Origin of the sequence: Amycolatopsis melonis, assembly GCF_040064235.1 — a bacterium.
Taxonomy (GTDB): domain Bacteria; phylum Actinomycetota; class Actinomycetes; order Mycobacteriales; family Pseudonocardiaceae; genus Amycolatopsis; species Amycolatopsis melonis.
Genome location: NZ_JBDZYD010000014.1, coordinates 125,392 through 146,719, shown reverse-complemented (window position 1 = coordinate 146,719; position 21,328 = coordinate 125,392). Strand labels below are relative to the sequence as shown.

Genomic DNA, 21,328 nt, shown 5'->3' with positions numbered 1-21,328 from the left:
CGTCGGCGAGGCTTGGTCCCGTGGAAACCCCTGCGCCGCTGATCGCGGAGTGCGCACTGACCGACCTGGCGGGCGGCCTCGCCGTCGTGCGGCGGTTCACCCGGCTCACCCTGCAGGCCTGGACCGGTGACACCGCCGTCGACGACGCGCTGCTGGTCGTCACCGAACTCGCGACGAACGCCCTGCAGCACGGCGGCGGGCACGCCCTGCTGCGGCTGACCGTGGACGGCACGCACGTCCGCATCGAGGTGTTCGACGACGACCCGGCCCCGCCCGTGCGGCGGCCCGCCGGTGCCGACGGCGGCTGGGGTCTCGCCCTCGTCGAGCGCCTGGCCACGGCCTGGGGCACCGCGCGCCACGGCCGGGGGAAGGTGGTCTGGTGTGCGTTGCCCGCCCAGTCCGCCGAACTCGCCGGGTGAGCTCTTCCGCCCACCGTGCCGTGCCGGTCGCGCGGCGATCCGGCAAAGTTGGCGCATGGACGACGAGAGCCGGTTCCGCCTGCTCGTGCAGAGCGTGCAGGACTACGGCATCTTCATGCTGGACCCCGGGGGCCGGGTCGCGAGCTGGAACGCGGGCGCCGAGCGGATCACCGGGTACGCGGCGGCGGACATCCTCGGGCAGCACTGCTCGGTGCTCCACCCCGCGGAGGACGTGGCGGCCGGAAAACCCGGCAGGGACCTGGAAATCGCCGTCGAGCAGGGCTGCCTGGAGGGCGAGGGCTGGCGGGTCCGCAAGGACGGCACGCGGTTCTGGGCGAACGTGGTGATCACGGCGTTGTTCGACGAGCAGGGGCGGCTGCAGGGATTCGGCGAGGTCACCCGCGACGTGACCGAGCGGCGGGCGGCCGAGCTGGCGTTGCGCGAGAGCGAGGAGCGCTTCCGCCTGCTCGTGCAGAGCGTGCAGGACTACGGCATCTTCATGCTCGACCCCGAAGGCCATATTTCGAGCTGGAACGCGGGCGCGGAGCGGATCAAGGGGTATGCGGCCGAGGAGATCATCGGGCAGCACTTTTCGGTCTTCTACCCCGCCGAGGACGTCGCCGCGGGCAAGCCGGCCTGGGAGCTGGAGGTCGCGGCCGCGGAGGGGCGGCTGGAGGACGAGGGCTGGCGGGTCCGCAAGGACGGCACCCGGTTCTGGGCGAACGTCGTGATCACGGCGCTGCGTGACGAGCAGGGGCGGCTGCAGGGGTTCGGCAAGGTCACCCGGGACATGACCGAGCGGCGCAACGCCGAGCAGGCCCTGCGCGAACGACGCCGTCTGGTCGGGCACCTGGTCGAGGCGCAGGAGGTGGAGCGGCGCCGGATCGCCTGGGACGTCCACGACGAGTCGATCCAGTCCATGGTGGCCGTCGGCATGCGCCTGCAGCTGCTGGCCTCCCGGCTGCCGGAGCCGCACGCGAGCGCGGTCGGCGGGCTCGACGCGTCGGTGCAGGCCGCGATCGCCCGGCTGCGCGGCCTGGTGTCGCGGCTGCGTCCGCCGGAACTCGACCGGCACGGGCTGGTGGAGGCGGTGTCGGCCTACGTCGACGAGGTCGCGGGCCGCTGGGGGCTCGCGCACACGGTGCGGGACGAGCTGACCGCCGAGCCGTCGCCGGAGGCGGCGATCACCGCGTACCGGATCTGCCAGGAGGCCCTCAGCAACGTCCACCGGCACGCGCGGGCGAACCGGGTCGAGGTCACGCTGTCCACAGTGGACAACGGAACCATGGTGCGGATCAGCGACGACGGCGTCGGCACGGCGGGCGGCGACGCCGGTGCCGGCCACTTCGGGCTGGTCGAGATGCACGAACGGGCCGAGGCGGCGCACGGCTGGCTGTCGGTGACGAGCGAGCCGGGGCAGGGCACGACCGTCGAGTTCTGGCTGCCGATCCTGCCCGACGCACCGGGGGTCGAGCCGTGACCGCGTTGCGGGTGCTGATCTCCGACGACGACGTGATGATCCGCGACGTCCTGCGCGAGGTCCTGGAATCGGAGTCCGACATCGCGGTGGTCGCGGTCGCCGGCGACGCCGACGAGGCGATCCGGCTCGCCGAGCAGCACCGGCCGGCGGTCGCGGTCCTCGACGTCCGGATGCCCGGGGGCGGCGGCGCCCGCGCGGCCCGCGAGATCGCCCGCCGCAGCCCGGAAACGGCGATCCTGGCGTTCTCCGCCTACGCCGACCGCACGTCGATCGCCGGGCTCGCCGCGGCCGGGGTCACCGAGTACCTGGTGAAGGGCGCGCCGAACACGGCGATCGTCGAAGCCGTCCGGAGGCTGGGCCGTCAGCCGCCCGGGTGAGCGGTCAGCGGACGTTCGCCATGCCCTCGAAGGCGGTCGGCAGCAGGGTGAACAGCCGCCGCACCGCCCGCGACCGCCCGACGTCGACGGTGAGGTGCGCGCCCGCGGTGTCGGCCAGCAGCTGGGCACGCAGCAGCGAGTTCAGGCCGGCGACGGAGAAGAACGTGACGCCGGAGAGGTCGATGACGACGTCCTCGACCTGGCTGCGGATCCGGGACTGCAGGACTTCGTCCAGCCGCCGCGCGGTGCCGAGATCGACTTCGCCGGTGACCTCGACGACGACGGTGCGCAGCCCGGGACGCAGCACGCGCAGCGCCATGTGGCCGCCGGCGGTCAGCCAGCCGGTGGTGAGCTCGTGGTCGGCCGAGCGCGGTTGAGGAACCATCGCGGCACACCCTTTCGTCGGGCAGCTTCATCGGGCAGCGGGGGCGGACCGGACGAAGCGGGACGGCGGCGCCGCGACGGCAGCCTGCCGGCCCGGGCGCGGAACGTCCGGCAGCGGCTGACGGCTCAACCGTGAGCCTTCAGCATAGTGCATCTGCACTAGATGAACCACAGGGCATGGCAACGGCCGCCGGTCCGCGCTCGTGAGCGACAATCAGGGTTAGAACGCGAATTACCACTCACGACCACCTGCGGCACCGCGAACCGGGGGCTACGGTGGCCCCATGCCCACCACCGTCGTGAACCTGAAAGGGCACCGCGACGACCCGGACTACGCCGACGTCGTCTACGTCGGGCGGGCCATGCATCGCGGCGGCTGGCACCTTCCGGCGTCGAAGCTCGCCAGCCCCTTCCGGCCCGGCCCGGACGGGACCCGCGAGGAGGTCCTCGCCAAGTACCGCGCGCACCTGCTCTCCCGGCCGGACCTGCTCGCCCTGCTGCCGGAGCTGCGCGGCCGACGGCTCGGGTGCTGGTGCGTGCCCGAACCGTGCCACGCCCAGGTGATTGCCGAACTGGCGGATAACGGCCCGTAACGAATCGCACCCTCTCCGCGAGTAAGCTGACACGAGGGGGTGATCCATGCGGCGTCACGGCGGCTTCGATCAGGCCGAACTGCCCGAAACCCACCGGATCCGGTGGTGGCTGGCGGCCGGTGCGGCCGGGCTGGTCGCGGCCGGCTTCGCCGTCGTGCCCTACCTGCCGTTCTTCCAGAACTGGACCTTCGTCCGCGAGCCGAAGGTCGCCAGTGTCGTCACCTGGACGGTCCTGCAGACGGCCGCGGTCGTCGTCGCCGCCGTCCTCACGCTGTACTTCGTCGGCCGGGCGCGCCTGGAAGCCGCCGCCTTCCGGGCCAACCAGATCGACATCCGGCTCTTCGCCGACGAACGGCCCGAAGGCAGCCACGACCGCGAGATCGACTCCGCCGTCGAGCTGACCGCCACCTTCAAGCGGTTCCTCATCGAGTCCCGCCTCTACACCCCGACCCCGGTCCCCGGCGTCGGCAGCTCCTACGACTTCATCCAGATCGTCGAGCACGCCGGCGACTCCGAGGACGGCTGGTGGAAGGCCGCCACCAAGCTGATCCGGCTCGCCCAGCCGCCCGCCGCGTTCACCGTCACCGGCACGATCCGGCCCGGCAACACCGGCCGCTACCAGCTCATCCTGGAACTCGTCCGCGTCCCGCGGTTCGCCGCCGGCCCGCTGGTGATCGAGGACGAGAACTGGCCGCGCGTGCTGCACCGCGCCGCGAACGCCGTCGCCGCGCTGGTCATCCCGCGCAGCGCGTACGTCCGCACGAACATCCACTGGGCCGCCTGGCGCGACGCCAAGATCCCGCACGACCTGTTCGACGCCTACCAGCGCGCCAACCACTTCGTCACCTACCGCCGCTACGACGAGGCGCTGGCCGAGTACTACCGCGCGCTGAGCCACGACCCCGCGAACGTCTACATCAGACTGGAGATCGCCGCCCTGCAGGAGCAGCTCGACCTGCACCTCGACGCGCTCGCCACCTACGACGACGTGATCACCGTCTGCAGCCGCGGCCACCCGTCGCTGGCCCGCTGGTGGATCGGGCCCGACTTCGCCCGCCAGCCCCGCCGCGAAGGACGTGAGCGCGACGTCGCCCTGCTGATCGCGCGCTACCGGCACGCACTCGTCCTCGGCCACGGCGACTCCGTGGCCGGCTCGTGGTGGGTCCGGCGGACCACCGCGGGCGCGCCCGACGACGCGCGGGCGCAGCGCCGCGCCGAACTGCGGGCCGCGATCGAGCTGCGCTTCCGCCGCTACGTCGACCTCGACGTCCGGACGCGCCCGTACGCGATCCCGCGGGAGAAACGGCTGCAGCTGCACCGGCGCATGCTGCGCGTCCCGGTCGAGGAGCTGGTCGTCCACGAGGCGACGCCGGAGCAGCTCGCCGAGTACAACCAGCGCGCCGCGGAGATGCGCTCGTACTTCGCCGCGCTGTCGCAGTACGAGATCGAGCGGCTGATCGAGGACTACCGCCGCTTCGGCAGGCGCTGGCGCCGCAGCTGGCAGCAGCTGACGAACCGGGCGCTCGACCTGTCGCTGGTCTGGGCGGTCCTGCGGCGCGCGATGGCCGACGTCGAGCCGGTCACCGGCGCGGTCCCCGAGCCGCAGCCTGCCTACCCGGGCAGCCGCGGGCGGCTGGCCGACGTCTGCCCGGACCGGCGCTGGCCACCGGACCCGCGGGCGCTCGACGAGACCGTCGAAGCCGCCGGCCCGCGCAAGACGTGGGAAGAGTGCTACAACGCGGCGAGCGTGTACGCCGTGGCGATGCTCGAAGTCGGCCCGCGCGGCGAACGCGATCTGCGCGACCGGGCCCGCAACCCGCGCCTGGAAGGCGAATCCCGCGACGAAGTGGCCCGCCGCGCCGTCCGCGAGCTGTACCACGCGGCGACGATCAGCCACAGTGGACGGTTGCCGGAGCGCCGGTCGTGGGTGATGGGGGAGGACCCCGACCTGGCCGCCCTGCGCGGCCACGAGCTGTTCCGCGTCTTCGAGATGGTGACGTTCTCCCCGGACCGGGCGGCGCCGCTGCGCCCGCAGCGCGCGCACGTGTGGGAGCAGGTGAGCTACGTCCGGCAGCTGGTCGCGGAGATCGCCGGCTGCCGCGCCCACTTCTGGCGCGTCCACGCGGCCGGCCCGGCGCCGGACAGCCGGACGCTGGACCGCTGGCGCTCGGCCGACCGCGACGCGTGGCGCAAGCTGGCCCGGCTGGCCACGGGCAAGCAGGACTGGTACACGCGCTACCAGGCGATCTGCGCCTTCCGCGAGTGGGCGGCGGACTCGGGGTATCCGGGCTCGATCGCGGGCTTCCCGCAGTACTGCGAGGACCGGCTGCACGCCCAGCTGCGCGGCGCGTCCGGCCCGCGCGTGAAGACGGGCCTGGACGCGAACGTCGTGGTCCGCGAGTACGTGCGGCTGTGCGACCGCCGCCTCGACCAGCTGGTGGTCGACATCGCCGAGCTGGAGCACACACCGGTGGCCGAGGACGAGTTCACCGCCCGCGCCGAGCTCTGGGCGGCCCTGTGTTCCTGGTTCGACGACGACATCGCGGACGGCTCCTCGGCCGACGAGCGGCGCGAGCGGTTCCGCAAGCTGGCCAAGTCCTAGGTCGGCCGCGTGTAGCGGTGTTTCACCCCGGCCGGGAAGTACTCCGGATCGCCCGCGGGGCGCAGGACGACGTCCGGCAGCTGCCGCTCCGGCGGGACGTAGTGGGCGAACTCGCTGTTGAGCCGCAGCAGCTGGTCGCGCACCGCCACCGCGATCCGGTCCGCGTCGGCGGTCGCGCCAGGGGCCGTCTCGACCGTGATCCGCAGCCGCCGGTCGCGGTCGGCGTCCTCGGCCGACTCGATGACGAACTTGCCGGTCACCGTGTCGCTGATGCCCGGCTGCTCCAGGCCCACCGTGACGTTCTCCGGATAGACGTTGGCACCGAAGAACGACACCGTGAACAGCGACCGCCCGAACACGTACACGAACGGCAGTTCCGGGCCGGAGTCCGCGGGCGTGAAGCCGTGGCGGGCGCAGAAGGCGAGCAGCTCGTCGTGCGGCAGGAGACCGCCTTCGTCGCCGATGTGGTAGCGGATCAGCGGAATCCCGCCGTCCGCGGTGAACATCAGCGTGCCCTCGTGCACCTCGAAGAAGCGGCTCGCCGGGTCGTACTGCACCAGCGTCGGCAGCCGCGCGTCGCCGAAGACCTCGCGTCCGAGGTCCGGGTGGGCGGCGAAGAACCGGCGGATGCCCGCCGACAGCGGGGTTTCGGTGCCGAGCACGCCCGCGTCGGCCGTCCCGTACAGCGACGCGATGTCGCGGACCGGGTCGGCGATCCCGGCGCGCCGGGCCACCAGGTCGCGCCACTGCTCGCTGAACACCTCGCCCGCGAGCACCAGCTTGATCGCGTACGCGGGCCAGTCGACGCCCGCGGCCAGTCCGGTGTCGACGACGTCCTTGACGAACGGCGGATAGCCCAGCAGCACGACCTGCTCGAAGTGCGGCGCCAGCTCGGGCAGCACGCGCAGGATCTCCGCCTTGTTGTTGCCCGGCGCGACCACGGTGATCGGGCAGCCCTTGGCCGCCAGGTGGCGCACGCACGCGGTGGTGAACAGGCCGCCCACCCAGGTGCCCAGCGGGAAGCAGACGACGGCGAGGGTGCGGCGCCGGTCGGCTTCGAAGGCACCCACCAGCACCTGCTCGAACCGGCGCGCCACGTGCAGCTCGTCTTCGAGGGCCCGCGGCCAGACGGTCGGGTGGCCGCTGGACCCGGAGGAGACGGCGATCATGTCGAGCCCGTCGAACGTCCCGCCGCGGCACAGTTCGGGCAGCGGGTACTTCCGGTGGTAGCCGGCCTTGTCGACCGGTGGCAGCGTCCGGAACTCGTCCAGGGTCCGGATGTTCTCGGGCGCGATCCCGTGTTCCTGCAGGAACTTCCGGTACGCGGGCACGGTACGGGCGGTGCGGTGGAACAGGGCGAGGACGTCGCCTTCGGACGGCGGTTCCGGTGGCGCGAAGAAGGTGTCGAACGCCTGCCGCACACGGCTCTGCCGACCGAGGTCCATGATCGGAGCATATCGGCCGCCGCGTGTCATGATGTGCGGCGTGAGCACCTCCGCGGAGCAGCAGCCCGCCGGCGCGCCGTTGACCCTCTACCTGGTCAAACGGCTGGAGCTGGTGATCAGGGCGCTGCTCGACGACGCGCTGCGCCCGCTCGGGCTCACGACGTTGCAGTACACGGCGCTGACGGTGCTCGAAGCCAGCGGCGCGCTGTCCTCGGCGCAGCTGGCCCGCCGGTCGTTCCTGCGGCCGCAGACCATGCACGAGATGGTGCTGGCCCTGGAGAAGCGCGGCCTGATCGAGCGGACGCCGAAGGCGGGCAACAAGCGCGTGCTCCTCGCGGACCTCACCGACGCCGGCCGCGCACTGCTCGCGGACTGCGCGCCGGCGGTCGCCGAGCTGGAGCGGGCCCTGCTGGCCGACCTGAGCCCGGGCCAGCGCGCGACGTTCCGCGAGGGCCTGCAACACGGAGTGACGACCCTGGGTGCCCTGTCCGGCCATCGCCGCTCGCAGGAAGCCTGATCCCCGGAGGGTGCAGCGCAGGGTCGGCAACTGGCCGATGGGTGACGCCCGACTGGAGTCCGAAGTCAGGCTTGCTGACACCGCCGACTAGGCCGGACGAGTGGAACCGCCGACCGGCCCGTAGCAGGGGTGTCGTGAGCGCCGTTGAGGGGTAAGTCCCAGATCCGTTCTCGCATCGGGGAGGTCCGCCGAGGTGACCCGGGCACGCGACATGGTCGTCGCCGCGCGCCGGCTGCTGGTACTGGCCGGGGCGGTGGCAGGCCTCTGGCTGGTGTCGTGGCTGACGGCAGGCCACGCCTCCGCGGCCGGGTCCGGGGGGACTGGGGATCCGGTTGGGGAACTGGTCGGGGCGTTGCTGCCGGGTGGGGAGCCGGTGACGCACGGTGTGGCGCGGGAGCCGCGGACGGTGGGTTCGCGTGCGCCGGTGGCGCGTGCTGGGGACGTGGTGTCGCCGGTCGCGCGGGCGGTTGCGCCGCTGGTGCGCGGTGCTGGGGCGGTGGTGGCGCCGGTGGCGGGCACGGCCGCGCCGGGTTCGCCTGGGCCGGTGGCGCGGGCTCGGGGCGCGGCGTTGCCGAAAGCGGCTGCCGGGCTGGTGTCACCGGTCGCGCGTGCTGCTGCCCCGGTGGTGCGCAGCGCTGGGGCGGTGGTGGCGCCGGTTGCCGATACGGCTGCTCGGGTGGTGGCCCCGGTGGCGCGTGCTGCGGTGCCGGTGGTGCGCGGTGTGGCTGCGCCGGTGGCCGATGCGGCTGCTGGCGTGGTGTCACCGGTCGTGCGCAGCGTTGGGACCGTGGTATCACCGCTCGCCGATGCGGCTGCGCCGGTGGTGTCGCCGGTCTTACGCGCCGTGGCGCCGGTGGTCGAGCCGGTTTCCCAGCTCCTGTGTTCCACTGTCCCGGCGCTCAAGCCGGTCACCGACCTCCTCACCCCGCTGACCACGGCCCTCCAGCCGATCCTCGGCACCACCGTGCCCGTGTCCGACCCCCTTGCTCCGGTCGCCGGCGGCGTCGCCCGGCCCAGTGTCGTGCCGGGGTACGGCGCCGTCGGCCCGGTTGCCGGTTCGCCGCCGTCTCTGCGCATCTGGAAATCCTGGCAATCCGCCGCCGCACACCTCTGGCGAAAGTCCGGTCAGAACCGCACGGAACCCCAGCCGCAAGCACCTCCGCAGACCCACCAGGCATACCTGACCCGGACTGAACCCGGCCGAGCCCCCGCACCTGCGCCGGTGTCCGATGTTGCCTGCGGGGTCGGGTCCGCGGCTCCGCTCGCCTTCCTCGTCCCCGGCCGCGGGCCGGGGGATCTGCCGGCGGTCCTGGCGCCGTCCGGGACCTTCGTGCCGCTGTGGCGGCCGTGCGAACCGGGCACCGGCCCGGGCTAGGCCCGTCCCGATCTTCCGCCCCGTCGTGCGCTCCGCGGCGTGCTCCGTGCTGCGCGCACGCAGAACCAGAACCGAATACCACGCTCGGAAGAGGGACGAAATGGAAGCCAACGTGTTCGATCTCGGGAAGGTGCGAAGAGACTCGGTGGTCACCGTCCGCCTGGACGCCATGGCCAACGTCAGGCTCCTGACGGAGGTCAACTTCCAGGCCTACCGGCGCCGGCAGTACTACCGGATGCACGGCGGGGTGGCCACCGCACCGATGTTCAAGATCCACATCCCGGCCAACGCGCACTGGTTCCTGGTGCTCGACGTCGAGGGACTGGAGAACCTGCCCCTGCGCCCCCGGGTGAGCGTCGAACCCCAGCCTGCCGTGGGACGCACCGGCCGCCGGTGACGCCCTCGCGGCCCCGATCTGCTGGTCGGGGCCGCCGGAGGGGGCGCGGTGCCGTTTGCCACACTGGCGCCCGTGTGCGCCTTCAGCCGGATCCGCCGGTTCCTCGACGAGCGGGACCCGCCGACGCCGTGTCTCGTCGTCGACACCGACGTCGTCGCGGCCCGGGCGCGTGAGTTCCGCTCGGCGTTCCCCGGCGCGCTGATCCGGTACGCGGTCAAGGCCAACCCGGCGCCGCCGGTGCTCGACGCGCTGGTGGCGGCCGGGATCGGCTTCGACGTCGCCGGGCCCGCCGAGCTGGCGCTGTGCCTGGCGCGCGGCGCCGCCGCGGAAGACATCGCCTACGGCAACCCGATCAAGAAGCCGCGCGACATCGCGGACGCCTTCGCGCGCGGTGTCCGGGAGTTCACTTCGGACGCTGCCGCCGACGTCGACCACCTCGCCAGGGAAGCGCCGGGCTCGGCGGTGTCGATCCGCGTCGTGCTCGACGCGCCGGACTCGGTGACGCCGTTCGGGCGGAAGTTCGGCTGTGCCCCGGCCGAAGCCCTGGACCTGGTGCTGCATGCGGCGGCGCGGGGACTGCGGCCCGGCATCGCCTTCCACGTCGGCTCCCAGCAACCGGACGTGACCGCCTGGGAAATCGGCATCGCCACGGCGGCGAAGCTCTTCGCGGAGGCGGCGGCCCAGGGCGTCACGATGACGCGCCTCAACCTCGGCGGCGGGTTCGCGACCACGCACCGGACCGCTGTGCCGCCGCTGGATGCGTACGCGGCGACGATCGCTTCGGCGCTCGAGACGCATTTCCCGTCCGGGCGACCGGAAGTGCTGCTGGAGCCCGGCCGGGTGCTCGTCGCGGACGCGGGACTGCTGCGCACGGAGGTGGTGCTGGTGGCCGACCGCGGCGGCCGGCGCTGGGTGTACCTCGACATCGGCCGCTACAACGGGCTCGCCGAGGCCGAGAACGAGGCGATCGCGTACCGGTTCGAGCCGGTCTCTGGCGGTGGCCCGAGCGGTCCGGTGGTCCTCGCCGGGCCGACCTGCGACGGCGACGACGTGCTGTACCAGCGGACGCGGTACGAGCTGCCGCTGTCGCTGCGGACCGGCGACCGGCTCGACGTGCCGGGGACCGGGGCCTACACCGCGAGTTACGCGTCGGTGGGGTTCAACGGGATCGAGCCGCTGCGGACCTACTGCCTGGGGAGCTGGGGAGATGTCTGAGGTGGGCCGGTTCGGTGAGCGGGTGTTCGGCTGGGGCGCGGGCTGCCGCACGAGGAGGCGCGGAGATGCCTGACGTCGGCCGGTTCGCCGGGCGGCATGTGCTTGCCGAGCTGCGGGGCGTCGATCCCGGCCTGCTCGACGATGCCGACCGGCTCGGGGAGCTGCTGCGGGACGCCGTCACCAGTGCGGGTGCCACCGTTCTCGATGTCGTCGCCCGGCGGTTTGCCCCGCACGGGGCCACCGTTGTCGCGCTGCTGGCCGAGTCGCATGCCACCGTGCACACCTATCCCGAGCACGGCTCGCTGTTCGCCGATGTCTTCACCTGCGGTGAGCGCGCCGATCCCGAACACGCGCTGCGGTTGCTGGCCGAATCGCTGGCCGCCGCGGCGGTGCGCCTGTCCGTCCTGCAGCGGGGAGAACACCCATGCCCCTGATCCACGAACCCGTCGGCGCCGGCCTCACCCGCGTCTGGGACGTCGGCGACGTGCGGTTCCACGCCCGCACGCCGTACCAGGAAGTGCTCATCGGGCAGACCGCGCAAGGGGTTTCGCTGTTCTGCGACGGCGAGCGCCAGAGCACCGAGGCCAGCCAGCTCGTGTACCACGAGGCTCTCATGGTGCCCGCGCTGCTGCTGGCCGAGCAGGTGCGGCGGGTGCTCGTGATCGGGTCGAGCGAAGGTGTCGCCTGCCAGCTCGCGGTGGCCGCCGGTGCCGGGCACGTCGACCACGTCGACATCGACGAACAGGCCGTGCGGGCCTGTGCCGAGCACCTGCCGTACGGGTACACCACCGCCGAGCTGGACCGGGCGGTGCAGGGCGTCGGCGCGGTCCGGGTGTCCTTTGCGGACGGTTGGGCCTTCCTCGGCGAAGCCGAAACCCGCGGTGACACCTACGACGTCGTCGTGATCGACCTGCCGGACGAGAACACCGACCCCGCCGCCCAGCACAACCGCTTGTACGGCACGGATTTCCTCGGCCAGTGTGCGCGGCTGCTGGCGCCAGGGGGAGTGGTGACGTGCCAGGCGGGCTGCCCGACGCTGTGGCGCAACGAGACGCTGCGCGCGTCGTGGCGCCGCTTCGGGGAGGTGTTCGGGACCGTCCTGTACTTCGGGTCCGACGAACACGAGTGGGCGTTCCTCACCGGGCGGACCGACCCGGTCGACGACCCGGGGGCGCTGGTGGCCCGGCGGTTCGCGGAGCGGGGCTGCGGGGCGCGGACCCTGGACGCCGCCGCGCTGCTCGCCGGCTCGACGCCGCCGTATTCGCTCCGGCGCCGAACTGGTTCGGACCAGTATTGAGCCGTCGATTCTTCGAATAGGTCAGTTATTGGCGGGGAAATGGATTTCCCGCACTCTTGGTCGTCGTGTTACTCCGTTCAGTGGCCATCGGAAAGGTTGCGATCGCGCTACGATCCTCTCCGCGCGCGATCATCGTCACCACCAGGCACCGTGGCCCATTTGGAGGAGCGTCATGCTCGGTATGTCGATCGTAGCCGGATTGGTTCTGTCCGCACTCGTCGCACCCGTCGATTCCCCGGCGGAATCCGCTCCGGCCGAAAAAATCACGCTCGACATCAAGACCATCAACGGCTCCGGCTGCCCGGCGGGGACGGCGGCGGCGTCGGCCGATGTCGCGAACGACAACACGTCGTTCACGGTGCACTACACGAACTTCACCGCCAAGGCGGGCGGCGGCGCGTCCGCGCTGGAGGCGCGGAAGAACTGTCAGATCAACGTGCTCGTCCACGTGCCGCAGGGATTCACGTACGCGATCGCCTCGGCGGAGTACCGCGGGTTCGCGCACATCGAAAGCGGCGCGAGCGCACTCGAACAGGCCAACTACTACTTCACCGGAACCGCGCCGACGGCCCGGGTGCGGCACACGATCCCCGGCCCGTATCACGGCGTGTGGCGCGCGGTCGACGCGACCGACGTGGCCGAGCTGGTGTTCGCCCCGTGCGGCGAGAGCCGCAACCTGAACATCAATGCGGAACTGCGTGCGGACGCGGGCAGCTCCTCGGGCACGAGCTTCATCGAAATGGATTCCGAACACGCGAGCGTGGACACGATTTACCACTTCGCGTGGAAGACCTGCTGAAACCCCGGGTCCGTGAATGGCCCATTGCCGGACACCACGTCCGTGAATGGGCCATTCACGGCTCTCGCCGGGCTAGACGTGTGTGACCAGCAGGGTCACGCCCGCCTCGCCGCCGCAGTCGACGAACACCGGGCCCACCCCGTTGCCGATGTGCTGGGCCACGTTCGCCTTGGCCAGGAAGTGATCCGGACCGGACCGCAGGATCCGGATGTTCTCCAGTGCCGGGTGGTCGGGGAAGCCGCCGAGGACCGACTTCAGGCCCGTGCCGCCGCCGCAGTTCCCGGTGATCGTGACCTCCTGGCCGCGGTAGGTCGTCGGGTTGGGGCTCACCTGGACCGTCGCGCGGGCGCCCTTCGGGGGCAGCCCCGCGCTCGCCGTTCCCGGGTCCGCGGCCGCGCCGCCGGCGATGGCGATGCTCGCCGCCGCGACGAGGGCGGCCGCGGCCGCCACCGCCAGGACCGTGCGGGTGGATGTCGTGCTGCCACGCATGGGTTTCTCCTCCCTTGGACCCGGCCGCTTCGTCCGGGTCTTGACCGGTCAGTCGCCGGAGACGGCGGCAGAGGTTCTCAGGAGGAGTGAGTGTGGTCTAAGTCACACTCTTGCGTGGCCGGGACTCCGCGGTAGGCACGAGGCGGCAGCGCCGCTCGAACCGCTCCATCAGCACGGTAGCGATCAGGACGGCCACGGGGGTGCTCATCGCGATCCACATGTCAGAAGAGCTACCCAGTGCTCCGCCCTCTCAATCGCCCGCCCGCCGCGTGGGTGAATCATCCACAGTGGACAACGGCGTGATCAGGTCCGGCAGCCGCGTCCGGAATGCCTCGTCCTCGCCGAGTGCTCGTGCACGGCCTGTCCGCGCGGTGTCAGCCGGGTCAGGTGGCGGCCGTCGGCCGGATCCGCCGTCCGGGTGACGTAGCCCGCCTTGGCCAGCCGGTCGAGGGTCCGGCTCATCGTCTGGTCGGTGACCTGGCAGCGCTGCGCCAGTGTGCGCTGGGCGAGCGGCCCGTCACGCAGCGTGTGCAACGCTGGTCCCGGCGCCGCGTCAGCCGTGGGCGGCCGCCGGGCCCGGGTCGGTGACCAGTTCCGCCCACAGTGTCTTGCCGCTGGGCCGGCGCAGCTGTCCCCAGGCCGCCGCGCAGCGCTCGACCAGCAGGAGGCCGCGGCCGCCGTGGTCGGACGGGGGCTTGCGGCGGGCCGGCTCGCCCGCGCCGTCGTCGACCTCGATGCGGACCCGGGCGGCGCCCGCCAGCAGGCGGACGTGGTAGGGCGCGCGGCCGTGGCGCAGCGCGTTGGACGTCAGCTCGTCCACCACCATGACGGCGGTGCCGACGACGGCGGCCGGGAAGCCGCGCAGGACCGTGCGGACCCAGTGCCGGACTCTTGCCAGTTCGGTGAGCTCCGGGGAGATGCCGAGTTCGTGCCGGACAGTCCGGAGGTGCACGTCCGCCTCCTTCGCGGTGCCGGACCCCGCGGGAAAACCGTCCCCTGCTTGCTCGCCGACACGCTGCGGGGGCCGCGCTGCGTCGGTGGTCATCGAAGACTCCAGGTCGGGGACGGCGAGGCGGGCTGGCGGCTCAACCCGTTCGCAGGCAATCTACCAGCGCCGCCGGTCCCGGGCAGCGCAGCGCCCGCGTCACTGTCCTTTGAGGACTTCCACGCGGCGTTCCGGCGCGGGTCCGGCGGCCGGTGGCGGCACGATGGCGGTGTTCACGGTGCGGGTCAGCCGTTCGTAGGGCGCCCGGTGCTCGTCGTCGAGCAGCACCGCCAGCGGGGTCCAGACCCCCACGACGAACAGCGACGCGGCCAGCGCGACCGGCAGCAGCAGCTGCTCGGGATGCCTGCCGAGGTCCCAGCGGTCGAGGTCGAGCGCCAGCCAGGTGAGCCACAGCGGCGAGTACAGGACGCCGTTGCGGACCAGCAGGGCGACCGGCCCCGCCCGCCGCCCGCCCCGGCGCGTCACCCGCAGCAGCATCGCCCGCTTGCCGGGAGTGGAGCCGGTCACCGCGGGCAGCACCACGAACCACACGAGCGCCAGGACGACGACGGCCGCGTCGCGGTGGCGCAGGTCCTCGCCGAAGAGCGTCAGCAGGCCGAACAGGAACCCGAGCAGGGCGGCGAACCCCAGCAGGTCGGTGACCAGCGCGAACAGCCGCCGGGTGAAGGTCACCTTCGTGGCGTAGCGGCGGCGGTCGTGGTCCGGCTCGATGGCGGGCAGCAGCCTGCCGAGCGGACCGGCGAGCAGCCAGCCCGCGACCGCGCCGGTGGTGTTGAGCAGCAGGTCGTCGACGCTGAAGAGCCGGTACGGGCACGGGTAGACGAACCAGAGCCCGGTCAGCTGTGTCAGCTCGAAGAACAGCGAGACGCCGAAGCCGATCAGGGCCGCGGGCACCAGCCGCATGCCGCGCGCGTAGCGGAGATAGCACCCAAGCGGGACGAGCATCACGACGTTGAGCACCGTGGTCCAGACCGCCGGGTTGTGCAGCAGCGCGCCGGGGCTCCAGTGGCCGCGGGCGCGCTGGGCGACGACTTCGACGAAGTAGAACGGCCGCAGCTGCGGGGAACTGGCGTAGGTGTGGCCCGCGCAGTACGCCGGGTCGGCGGGCAGCGGCAGGACCGTCTGCGTCGCGATGGCCAGCAGGTAGAACAGGAACGCGTAGAAGACGAAGGTCGGCCACCCGCCTGCCCGCCCTCGGCGGCGGTAGCTGACGAACGCGGCCGGGAGCATCACGGCCAGCGCGACGAGCGGGAAGAGCAGCAGGGCGGTCCGGACCGGGACGAGATACGTGGCGACCACGGAGCCGGTGATACCCAGCCGCGCCGGGGGCCAAGCGTGCGTCCCCCGGCCGGCCGGGCGTCACCGGCGGCGGCTCACTGCGGCGGCTGCCCGCCGCCCTGCTTGTGCAGGAAGTCCTTCGCCTTCTCCGCGCCCTGGTCGATCTTGTCGGCGTGGTCGCCGAACCGCTGCTTGGCGGCCTCGGCGGCCTTGTCGACACCCTGGTCGGCCTTGTCCGGGTTCTTGCCAAGGGCTTCCTTCGCCTTGTCGAACAGATTCATGGTGCCGTGCCTCCCACGGGAATCCTCGGGACTGCGATCTTCGGACGTCTTCGAGGAGAGCACCGGCTTCCCCGGCCCGCAACGCTTGATCACCTGTCGCGGGGATTCCCGGCGTTTCCGCGGGTGAAAGGCGCCGCCGCGGGTTTGAAGCGGCGTCCGGCGGGTACCGGCAGGCACCCCCGCGTGAACCACCCGCCGTCGTGGGCCGTATATCCGGTGACGGCCGCCGCTCCCGCCGCAGGGCGCGGCGGTGACCACCGCGAACCACGACGTGAGGCCCGCCATGGTTGGAACGACCGGTCTGCCGCCGCTGCGGCGCATCCGCCGCGGCTCCGAGCGGGGGACGGCCCTGCCCGACTTCGGGCTGCCGCGGCCCGGACGGCGACGGCACGTCCTCGCCGGCCGGGTCCTCACCGTGCTGGCCGCGCTGCTGGTGCTGTTCGGCCTGCTCGCGCCCGACGACCTCACCGCGTTCTCCGCCGCGGCACTCGTGCGGATCCCCGTCGAAGGCCTGATCGTCGCCGCGTTCGTGCTGGTCCTGCCGCCGCGGGCGCGGCGGGTCGTCGCGGTCGCCGTCGGCCTGTTCCTCGGGCTGCTGACCCTGCTGAAGGCACTGGACACCGGCTTCTACGCCACGCTCGAGAAGCCGTTCGACCCGGTCTACGACTGGAGCTTCTTCCACGCCGGTGTCGAGTTCCTCGCCGGGCAGATCGGGGACGCGGCGATGGTCGCCGTGCTCGCCGGGGCCGTGGTGCTCGCCGTCGCCGTCGTGGTGCTGATGGTCCTGGCCATGCTGCGGCTGACCCGGGTCGCCGCCGGGCGGCGGACCGGGGCCACGCGGTTCGTGGCCGTGCTCGGCGTGGTCTGGATCGCCTGCTCGGCGTTCGGCGTCGAGCTCCTGCCGGGCCAGCCGGTCGCCGCGCAGAACGCCGTCGCGCTGGCCTACGGCGACCTCCGGCAGGTCGGCGCCGACCTGCGGGACCAGCGCCCGTTCGCCGAGGTGGCCGCCGACGACGCGTTCCGGGCCACCCCCGGCAGGCAGCTGCTGGCGGGGCTGCGCGGCAAGAACGTGGTGCTCACGTTCGTGGAGAGCTACGGCCGGATCGCGCTCGACGACCCCGGGTTCGCCCCGAAGATCGGCGCGACGCTCGACGCGGGCACCGCCGAGCTGCGCGCGGCGGGCATCGGCGCGCGCAGTGCGTTCCTGTCCTCCTCGACCTTCGGCGGCGGCAGCTGGCTGGCGCACTCGACCGTGCAGTCGGGGATGTGGATCGACAACCAGCAGCGGTACAACGACCTGCTCGGCAGCGACCGGCTGACCCTCGGCGGGGCGTTCCAGCGGGCGGGCTGGCGGACCGTGTGGGACGTGCCCGCGCACACCAAGGACTGGCCGGAGGGACGGCGGTTCTACCACCCGGACGCCTACTACGACGCCCGCAACATCGGCTACCACGGCCCCGGGTTCGCCTACGCGACCATGCCGGACCAGTTCACGTTCTCGATGCTGCAGCGCAACGAGCTGGCCAAGGCGGGGCAGCGGCCGGTGATGGCGGAGGTCGACCTGGTCTCCAGCCACGCGCCGTGGTCGCCCCGGCCCTGGCTGGTCGGCTGGAACGAGGTCGGCGACGGCTCGGTGTTCGGCCCGATGCCGTCGGCGGGCGAAGCGCCGGAGTCGGTCTGGAAGGACCCGGCGAAGATCCGGGACGCCTACCGCGACGCCACCGACTACTCGCTGAAGACGCTCATCTCGTTCGTCCGTCAGTACGGGGACGAGAACCTGGTGCTGGTGTTCCTCGGCGACCACCAGCCGCCGGTCGTGACCCCGCAGGGCGCGGTGCACGACGTGCCGGTCACGATCGTGGCGAAGGACCCGAAGGTGCTCGACCGCATCGCCGGCTGGGGCTGGCAGGACGGCCTGCACCCCGGCCCGCAGGCACCGGTCTGGAAGATGGACGCGTTCCGGGACCGCTTCCTCACCGCGTTCGCGCGCTGACCGTCCTTTTCGGACACACGCCCGGCGGCTTCCGCCCGCGGCCGCGGGGGCCTATCGTGGGTGGTGCCGGGCGGGGGAGCCCGGCCGATCCACGGACACGGGAGGGCGAGTGGATCCGTCGCGGAGCACCCGGCTGCGCACCGCGCCGCCCGGGGTACTGCCCTACTACCTTGCCGTCGAGGTCACGGCCGTCGTCCTGCCGTTCGCGGTGCCGTCGGCGGCGCCGTCCGGGCGGGAATGGCTGTACCTGGCGATCCTGCTCGGGGCGGCGGTGGTGCAGACCGAGCTGTCGGCGAAGGCGGAGCGGCTGCAGCGGTTCCTCGCCGGGAACCCGTACGTCAGTGTCAGCTCGGTCTGGTTCTTCGCCGCGGCGCTGTCGGTGCCGCCGGCGTTCGCGTGCCTGCTGGCGGCGCTGATCTACGGGCACGTGTGGCTGCGGATGTCGGGCGTGCCGGGCGCGCGGCTGTACCGCGTGACGTGCTCGGTGGCGACGTACGCGGTCGCCATCTACGCCGCACGCGGTGTCGCCGACCTCGCCGGCGGGGCGCCGGACCTGGCCGCGACGGCCGCCGCCGGGGTGACGTTCTTCCTGGTCAACACCGTGCTGGTGATGATCGGGTTCAAGCTACACGAGCCGTCGCGCCCGATCCTGTCCTTCGCCGGCTCGGTTTCGGAGAACCTCCTCGACGCGGCGACGCTGTGCCTCGGCGGGACGGCCGCGGCGCTGCTGGCGACGTGGCCCTGGCTGGTCCTGCTGCTGGTGCCGCCGGTCGTGCTGCTGCACCGCGGCGAACTCGGGCGGCGCCTGGAACTGCAGGCCCACGACCCGAAGACCGGGCTGCTGACGATCGCGGAGTGGCGGTCGCGGGCCGAGGCGGAACTGAGCCGGACCGCGCGCTGCGGCGGCGAATGCGGTGTCCTGATGATCGACCTCGACCACTTCAAGCGCGTCAACGACACCTACGGGCACCTGGCGGGCGACGCCGTCCTCCGCGCGGTCGCCGAAACCGTCCAGGGCGAGGTGCGGATCTACGACTCGGTCGGCCGGTTCGGCGGCGAGGAGTTCGTCGTGCTGCTGCCGGGCATCGGGCGGGAGCACTCGGTGGCCGTGGCGGAGCGGATCCGGGACGCGGTGGGCAGCCTGGCCGTCGTGGTGGACGGCGGGGTGCGCATCGGCGGGCTGTCGGTGTCCATCGGGGTGGCGGTGTCGGACGGGGAAGCGGTGCCGGTCGACACCGTGATGGGGGCGGCGGACAAGGCCGTCTACGCGGCGAAGAACACCGGGCGGAACCGGGTTTGCGGTGGCCGGTGAGAAAACTCCGGGCCGTTCGCCATCCGTCCAGGGTTGCGGGCTAGCCCGGATGGAGCAGCGTCGTGACTTTCCGCTGCGCGCGCATTCACTGGCCCGATGAATTGCCGGTAATTCTTCCGCACTTCTACGCTCACGGTGTCGGATTCTCCGCGCTGAGGAGTGGTCATGCTAAGGAAATGGGCGGTTTTTGCGATCGCTGTGTTTTCCCTGTTCGGCCTGTCGGTGGTGCCGGCGGCCGCGGCGGGTGGTGATTTCGCGCCACCAGGCTGCTTCGGCGAGCGTTACGGAATCCTGTTCGGGCAGGGCATTTCCGTCAGCTGCTTCCCGGGCGAGGGGTACGGGTACCGGGTGATCGCGCACTGCTCGACCGGCAGTGCGTTCTGGTACGTCGTGGGTGATCCGGTGCCGTACGGGTTCGGCCCGGCCGTCGCGGAATGCTCGGGGGCGCTGCTGGTGCCCGCCCGGGTGGTCGCCTACCGGGTCGACGAAATCTGATCGGGGCACGGAGCCGTCCGGCCACCCGTTTCCGGGGTGGCCGGACGGTGTCGTGTCCAGGGTCGGCCGGGCACTTCTGCTGCCCGGCAGACTCCGGTCCGGCCCGGGGTGGCCCGGCGCGTGCTGTACTTGGTCCAGACCTTTACCGGCGCGAGCGGGCCCGGCTCCCGTTCGCGCCACTGTGCTGCGCGAAAACCGTTGCGGCGACGCATCAATCCACAATGGACCGACGTTCGCCCTCGCGAATTCCGGACAGAAGACCGGACAAATCTGGACCTCCTCCCGTGGCCGCCCGCACACTCGGCGGGCAGTGTGTTTCTTTCCCCCGGCCTTGGAGGAGTCCCCATGCGTCGAAGAATCGCCCTGGCCATCGGCGGTGCGCTCGCCCTCGCGGCGAGCGTCGCGACCGCCACGCCCGCCCTCGCCGCGCCCGGCCTGATCGCCGCGATGCAGCGGGACTTCGGGCTCACCGCCGCCCAGGCCGCCACGCGGCTGGCGCAGGAAATGACGGCCACGCGGGTGCTGCCCGCCGCCCAGCGCGCCGCCGGAACTGCCTTCGGCGGCGCGTGGTTCGACCCCGCACTCGGCAAGCTCGTCGTCGGCGTGACCGACCCGGCCGCGGCCGGCGCCGTCCGGCGGGCCGGTGCCGAACCCGCCACCGCGCGGATCAGCGCGGCCCGCCTCGACGCGGCGAAGGCGGCAATCGACGCCTCCGCCAAGGCCGACCCCGCACCGGCGGCGGTCACCGGCTGGCGCACCGACCCGCGCGCGGGCAGCGTCGTGGTCACCCTGCGGCCGGGCGCGCGCGGCGCCGACGTCGACGCGTTCCTCGCCCGGGCGGCGAAGGCGGGCCCGGTCACCGTCGCGACGGCACCGGCCGCGACGCCGTTCTCGGCAGGCACCGTCGGCGGCGATCCCTACTACATCAACGGCAACACCCGGTGCTCGATCGGGTTCTCGGTGCAGGGCGGCTTCGTCAGCGCCGGCCACTGCGGCGGGGTGGGCAGCTCGGTCGTCGGCTGGGACGGCTCGGCGATGGGCACGTTCGCCGGATCTTCCTTCCCCGGCAACGACTATTCCTTCATCCGGATCGGCAACGGCTGGTGGACCGCGCCGGTGGTGCTCGGCTGGGGCACGGTCAGCGACGCGCTGGTGCGCGGATCCTGGGTCGCGCCGGTGGGGACGTCGGTGTGCCGCTCGGGTTCGACGACCCACTGGCACTGCGGCACGGTCCTGGGTCTCAACGAGACGGTCAACTACGCCCAGGGCGCGGTCTACCAGATGACCCGCACGAACGTGTGCGCCGAGCCGGGCGACTCGGGCGGCTCGTTCATCACCGGCGACCAGGCACAGGGCGTCACCTCCGGCGGCTGGGGCAACTGCAGCTCCGGCGGCGAGACGTGGTTCCAGCCGGTGAACGAGATCCTCCAGACCTACGGCCTCTCCCTCGTGACGGCGTAGGAAGCCCCGGCGCGGGTGTGTCGGTCTGCCGTGGCTTGTCGTGTGTGAGAAACAGGGGTAGAACACTGTTTCTCACTCACGACAGTCGGGGGCAACTAAGTGGGCAGGGGGGG

The 21,328-nt window shown here is 72.5% G+C and carries 23 protein-coding genes; 16 read left to right on the top strand and 7 right to left on the bottom strand.

All coding sequences use genetic code 11. From position 1 onward, the window contains the following. Positions 1–20 precede the first annotated feature (20 nt). Genes ABJI51_RS33725 through ABJI51_RS33715 form a run of 3 tightly spaced genes read left to right on the top strand, consistent with a single transcriptional unit; the run spans position 21 to position 2,276 of the window. The gene (locus ABJI51_RS33725) at positions 21–419 is read left to right on the top strand and encodes an ATP-binding protein (RefSeq protein ID WP_348955132.1); all 399 of its coding nucleotides are present in this window, start codon (positions 21–23) and stop codon (positions 417–419) included. A 55-nt stretch (positions 420–474) separates the two neighbouring features. Continuing rightward, positions 475–1,899, top strand: a complete 1,425-nt coding sequence (locus ABJI51_RS33720; RefSeq protein ID WP_348955131.1) for a PAS domain-containing sensor histidine kinase — start codon at positions 475–477, stop codon at positions 1,897–1,899. Then, positions 1,896–2,276 carry a response regulator gene (locus ABJI51_RS33715; protein ID WP_348955130.1) on the top strand — a complete coding sequence of 127 codons (381 nt, stop codon included), beginning with the start codon at positions 1,896–1,898 and terminating at the stop codon, positions 2,274–2,276. Before ABJI51_RS33720 ends, ABJI51_RS33715 begins: the two co-directional genes overlap by 4 nt. A gap of 4 nt (positions 2,277–2,280) precedes the next feature. On the opposite strand, the gene ABJI51_RS33710 is transcribed toward ABJI51_RS33715, so the two are convergent. Then, complete coding sequence (locus tag ABJI51_RS33710; protein ID WP_348955129.1) at positions 2,281–2,661, bottom strand: STAS domain-containing protein; 381 nt, start codon at positions 2,659–2,661, stop codon at positions 2,281–2,283. Positions 2,662–2,944: 283 nt separating this feature from the next. Between ABJI51_RS33710 and ABJI51_RS33705 the strand changes: the two genes are divergently transcribed. Continuing rightward, positions 2,945–3,253 (top strand): DUF4326 domain-containing protein, encoded by a 309-nt coding sequence (locus tag ABJI51_RS33705; RefSeq protein WP_348955128.1) that lies wholly within the window; start codon positions 2,945–2,947, stop codon positions 3,251–3,253. Positions 3,254–3,299: 46 nt separating this feature from the next. After that, positions 3,300–5,855: a tetratricopeptide repeat protein gene (locus ABJI51_RS33700; protein ID WP_348955127.1), complete on the top strand. Its 2,556-nt coding sequence runs from the start codon at positions 3,300–3,302 to the stop codon at positions 5,853–5,855. On the opposite strand, the gene ABJI51_RS33695 is transcribed toward ABJI51_RS33700, so the two are convergent. Beyond that, complete coding sequence (locus ABJI51_RS33695) at positions 5,852–7,300, bottom strand: phenylacetate--CoA ligase family protein (RefSeq protein WP_348955126.1); 1,449 nt, start codon at positions 7,298–7,300, stop codon at positions 5,852–5,854. The two genes, ABJI51_RS33700 and ABJI51_RS33695, sit on opposite strands and share 4 nt — an antisense overlap. 28 nt (positions 7,301–7,328) lie before the next feature. Here ABJI51_RS33695 and ABJI51_RS33690 point away from each other — a divergent pair, with 28 nt between their 5' ends. The 7 genes from ABJI51_RS33690 (at position 7,329) to ABJI51_RS33660 (ending at position 12,900) form a co-directional block, all read left to right on the top strand. After that, the gene (locus ABJI51_RS33690; protein WP_348955322.1) at positions 7,329–7,817 is read left to right on the top strand and encodes a MarR family winged helix-turn-helix transcriptional regulator; all 489 of its coding nucleotides are present in this window, start codon (positions 7,329–7,331) and stop codon (positions 7,815–7,817) included. Between the two features lie 193 nt (positions 7,818–8,010). After that, positions 8,011–9,192 (top strand): hypothetical protein, encoded by a 1,182-nt coding sequence (locus tag ABJI51_RS33685; protein WP_348955125.1) that lies wholly within the window; start codon positions 8,011–8,013, stop codon positions 9,190–9,192. A gap of 100 nt (positions 9,193–9,292) precedes the next feature. Next, complete coding sequence (locus ABJI51_RS33680) at positions 9,293–9,589, top strand: DUF1883 domain-containing protein (protein ID WP_348955124.1); 297 nt, start codon at positions 9,293–9,295, stop codon at positions 9,587–9,589. Positions 9,590–9,661: 72 nt separating this feature from the next. Then, positions 9,662–10,804 (top strand): type III PLP-dependent enzyme, encoded by a 1,143-nt coding sequence (locus ABJI51_RS33675; protein ID WP_348955123.1) that lies wholly within the window; start codon positions 9,662–9,664, stop codon positions 10,802–10,804. 65 nt (positions 10,805–10,869) lie between these two features. After that, positions 10,870–11,238, top strand: coding sequence for an adenosylmethionine decarboxylase (speD, locus tag ABJI51_RS33670; RefSeq protein ID WP_348955122.1), 369 nt, complete (start codon positions 10,870–10,872; stop codon positions 11,236–11,238). Next, positions 11,229–12,101, top strand: coding sequence for a spermidine synthase (locus tag ABJI51_RS33665; RefSeq protein WP_348955121.1), 873 nt, complete (start codon positions 11,229–11,231; stop codon positions 12,099–12,101). The genes speD and ABJI51_RS33665 overlap by 10 nt, the downstream gene beginning before the upstream one ends. Positions 12,102–12,273: 172 nt before the next feature. Further along, positions 12,274–12,900: a DUF4360 domain-containing protein gene (locus tag ABJI51_RS33660; protein ID WP_348955120.1), complete on the top strand. Its 627-nt coding sequence runs from the start codon at positions 12,274–12,276 to the stop codon at positions 12,898–12,900. Positions 12,901–12,972: 72 nt separating this feature from the next. On the opposite strand, the gene ABJI51_RS33655 is transcribed toward ABJI51_RS33660, so the two are convergent. From ABJI51_RS33655 to ABJI51_RS33635, 5 genes are all read right to left on the bottom strand, one after another. Further along, positions 12,973–13,389, bottom strand: a complete 417-nt coding sequence (locus ABJI51_RS33655; RefSeq protein WP_348955119.1) for a hypothetical protein — start codon at positions 13,387–13,389, stop codon at positions 12,973–12,975. Between the two features lie 303 nt (positions 13,390–13,692). Beyond that, the gene (locus tag ABJI51_RS33650; protein WP_348955118.1) at positions 13,693–13,923 is read right to left on the bottom strand and encodes a MarR family transcriptional regulator; all 231 of its coding nucleotides are present in this window, start codon (positions 13,921–13,923) and stop codon (positions 13,693–13,695) included. Between the two features lie 19 nt (positions 13,924–13,942). Further along, entirely contained in the window at positions 13,943–14,341 is a 399-nt protein-coding gene (locus ABJI51_RS33645) for an ATP-binding protein (RefSeq protein ID WP_348955117.1), read from the bottom strand. A gap of 192 nt (positions 14,342–14,533) precedes the next feature. Continuing rightward, positions 14,534–15,694, bottom strand: coding sequence for a VanZ family protein (locus ABJI51_RS33640; protein ID WP_348955116.1), 1,161 nt, complete (start codon positions 15,692–15,694; stop codon positions 14,534–14,536). Between the two features lie 74 nt (positions 15,695–15,768). Continuing rightward, entirely contained in the window at positions 15,769–15,954 is a 186-nt protein-coding gene (locus ABJI51_RS33635; RefSeq protein WP_348955115.1) for an antitoxin, read from the bottom strand. A 283-nt stretch (positions 15,955–16,237) separates the two neighbouring features. Here ABJI51_RS33635 and ABJI51_RS33630 point away from each other — a divergent pair, with 283 nt between their 5' ends. The 4 genes from ABJI51_RS33630 (at position 16,238) to ABJI51_RS33615 (ending at position 21,215) form a co-directional block, all read left to right on the top strand. Next, positions 16,238–17,947 (top strand): alkaline phosphatase family protein, encoded by a 1,710-nt coding sequence (locus tag ABJI51_RS33630; protein ID WP_348955114.1) that lies wholly within the window; start codon positions 16,238–16,240, stop codon positions 17,945–17,947. A 109-nt stretch (positions 17,948–18,056) separates the two neighbouring features. Next, positions 18,057–19,259: a GGDEF domain-containing protein gene (locus tag ABJI51_RS33625; RefSeq protein ID WP_348955113.1), complete on the top strand. Its 1,203-nt coding sequence runs from the start codon at positions 18,057–18,059 to the stop codon at positions 19,257–19,259. A 165-nt stretch (positions 19,260–19,424) separates the two neighbouring features. Next, on the top strand, positions 19,425–19,754 hold the full coding sequence (locus ABJI51_RS33620; RefSeq protein WP_348955112.1) for a hypothetical protein: 330 nt from the start codon (positions 19,425–19,427) through the stop codon (positions 19,752–19,754). Between the two features lie 345 nt (positions 19,755–20,099). Beyond that, positions 20,100–21,215: a S1 family peptidase gene (locus tag ABJI51_RS33615; protein WP_348955111.1), complete on the top strand. Its 1,116-nt coding sequence runs from the start codon at positions 20,100–20,102 to the stop codon at positions 21,213–21,215. Positions 21,216–21,328 lie beyond the last annotated feature (113 nt).

Coding starts and splice junctions, on each gene's coding strand:
- ABJI51_RS33720 (WP_348955131.1), top strand. CDS start 475: ATGGACGACGAGAGCCGGTTCCGCCTGCTCGTGCAGAGCGTGCAGGAC.
- ABJI51_RS33710 (WP_348955129.1), bottom strand. CDS start 2,661: ATGGTTCCTCAACCGCGCTCGGCCGACCACGAGCTCACCACCGGCTGG.
- ABJI51_RS33705 (WP_348955128.1), top strand. CDS start 2,945: ATGCCCACCACCGTCGTGAACCTGAAAGGGCACCGCGACGACCCGGAC.
- ABJI51_RS33700 (WP_348955127.1), top strand. CDS start 3,300: ATGCGGCGTCACGGCGGCTTCGATCAGGCCGAACTGCCCGAAACCCAC.
- ABJI51_RS33695 (WP_348955126.1), bottom strand. CDS start 7,300: ATGGACCTCGGTCGGCAGAGCCGTGTGCGGCAGGCGTTCGACACCTTC.
- ABJI51_RS33690 (WP_348955322.1), top strand. CDS start 7,329: ATGATGTGCGGCGTGAGCACCTCCGCGGAGCAGCAGCCCGCCGGCGCG.
- ABJI51_RS33680 (WP_348955124.1), top strand. CDS start 9,293: ATGGAAGCCAACGTGTTCGATCTCGGGAAGGTGCGAAGAGACTCGGTG.
- speD (WP_348955122.1), top strand. CDS start 10,870: ATGCCTGACGTCGGCCGGTTCGCCGGGCGGCATGTGCTTGCCGAGCTG.
- ABJI51_RS33665 (WP_348955121.1), top strand. CDS start 11,229: ATGCCCCTGATCCACGAACCCGTCGGCGCCGGCCTCACCCGCGTCTGG.
- ABJI51_RS33660 (WP_348955120.1), top strand. CDS start 12,274: ATGCTCGGTATGTCGATCGTAGCCGGATTGGTTCTGTCCGCACTCGTC.
- ABJI51_RS33655 (WP_348955119.1), bottom strand. CDS start 13,389: ATGCGTGGCAGCACGACATCCACCCGCACGGTCCTGGCGGTGGCGGCC.
- ABJI51_RS33635 (WP_348955115.1), bottom strand. CDS start 15,954: ATGAATCTGTTCGACAAGGCGAAGGAAGCCCTTGGCAAGAACCCGGAC.
- ABJI51_RS33630 (WP_348955114.1), top strand. CDS start 16,238: ATGGTTGGAACGACCGGTCTGCCGCCGCTGCGGCGCATCCGCCGCGGC.
- ABJI51_RS33620 (WP_348955112.1), top strand. CDS start 19,425: ATGCTAAGGAAATGGGCGGTTTTTGCGATCGCTGTGTTTTCCCTGTTC.
- ABJI51_RS33615 (WP_348955111.1), top strand. CDS start 20,100: ATGCGTCGAAGAATCGCCCTGGCCATCGGCGGTGCGCTCGCCCTCGCG.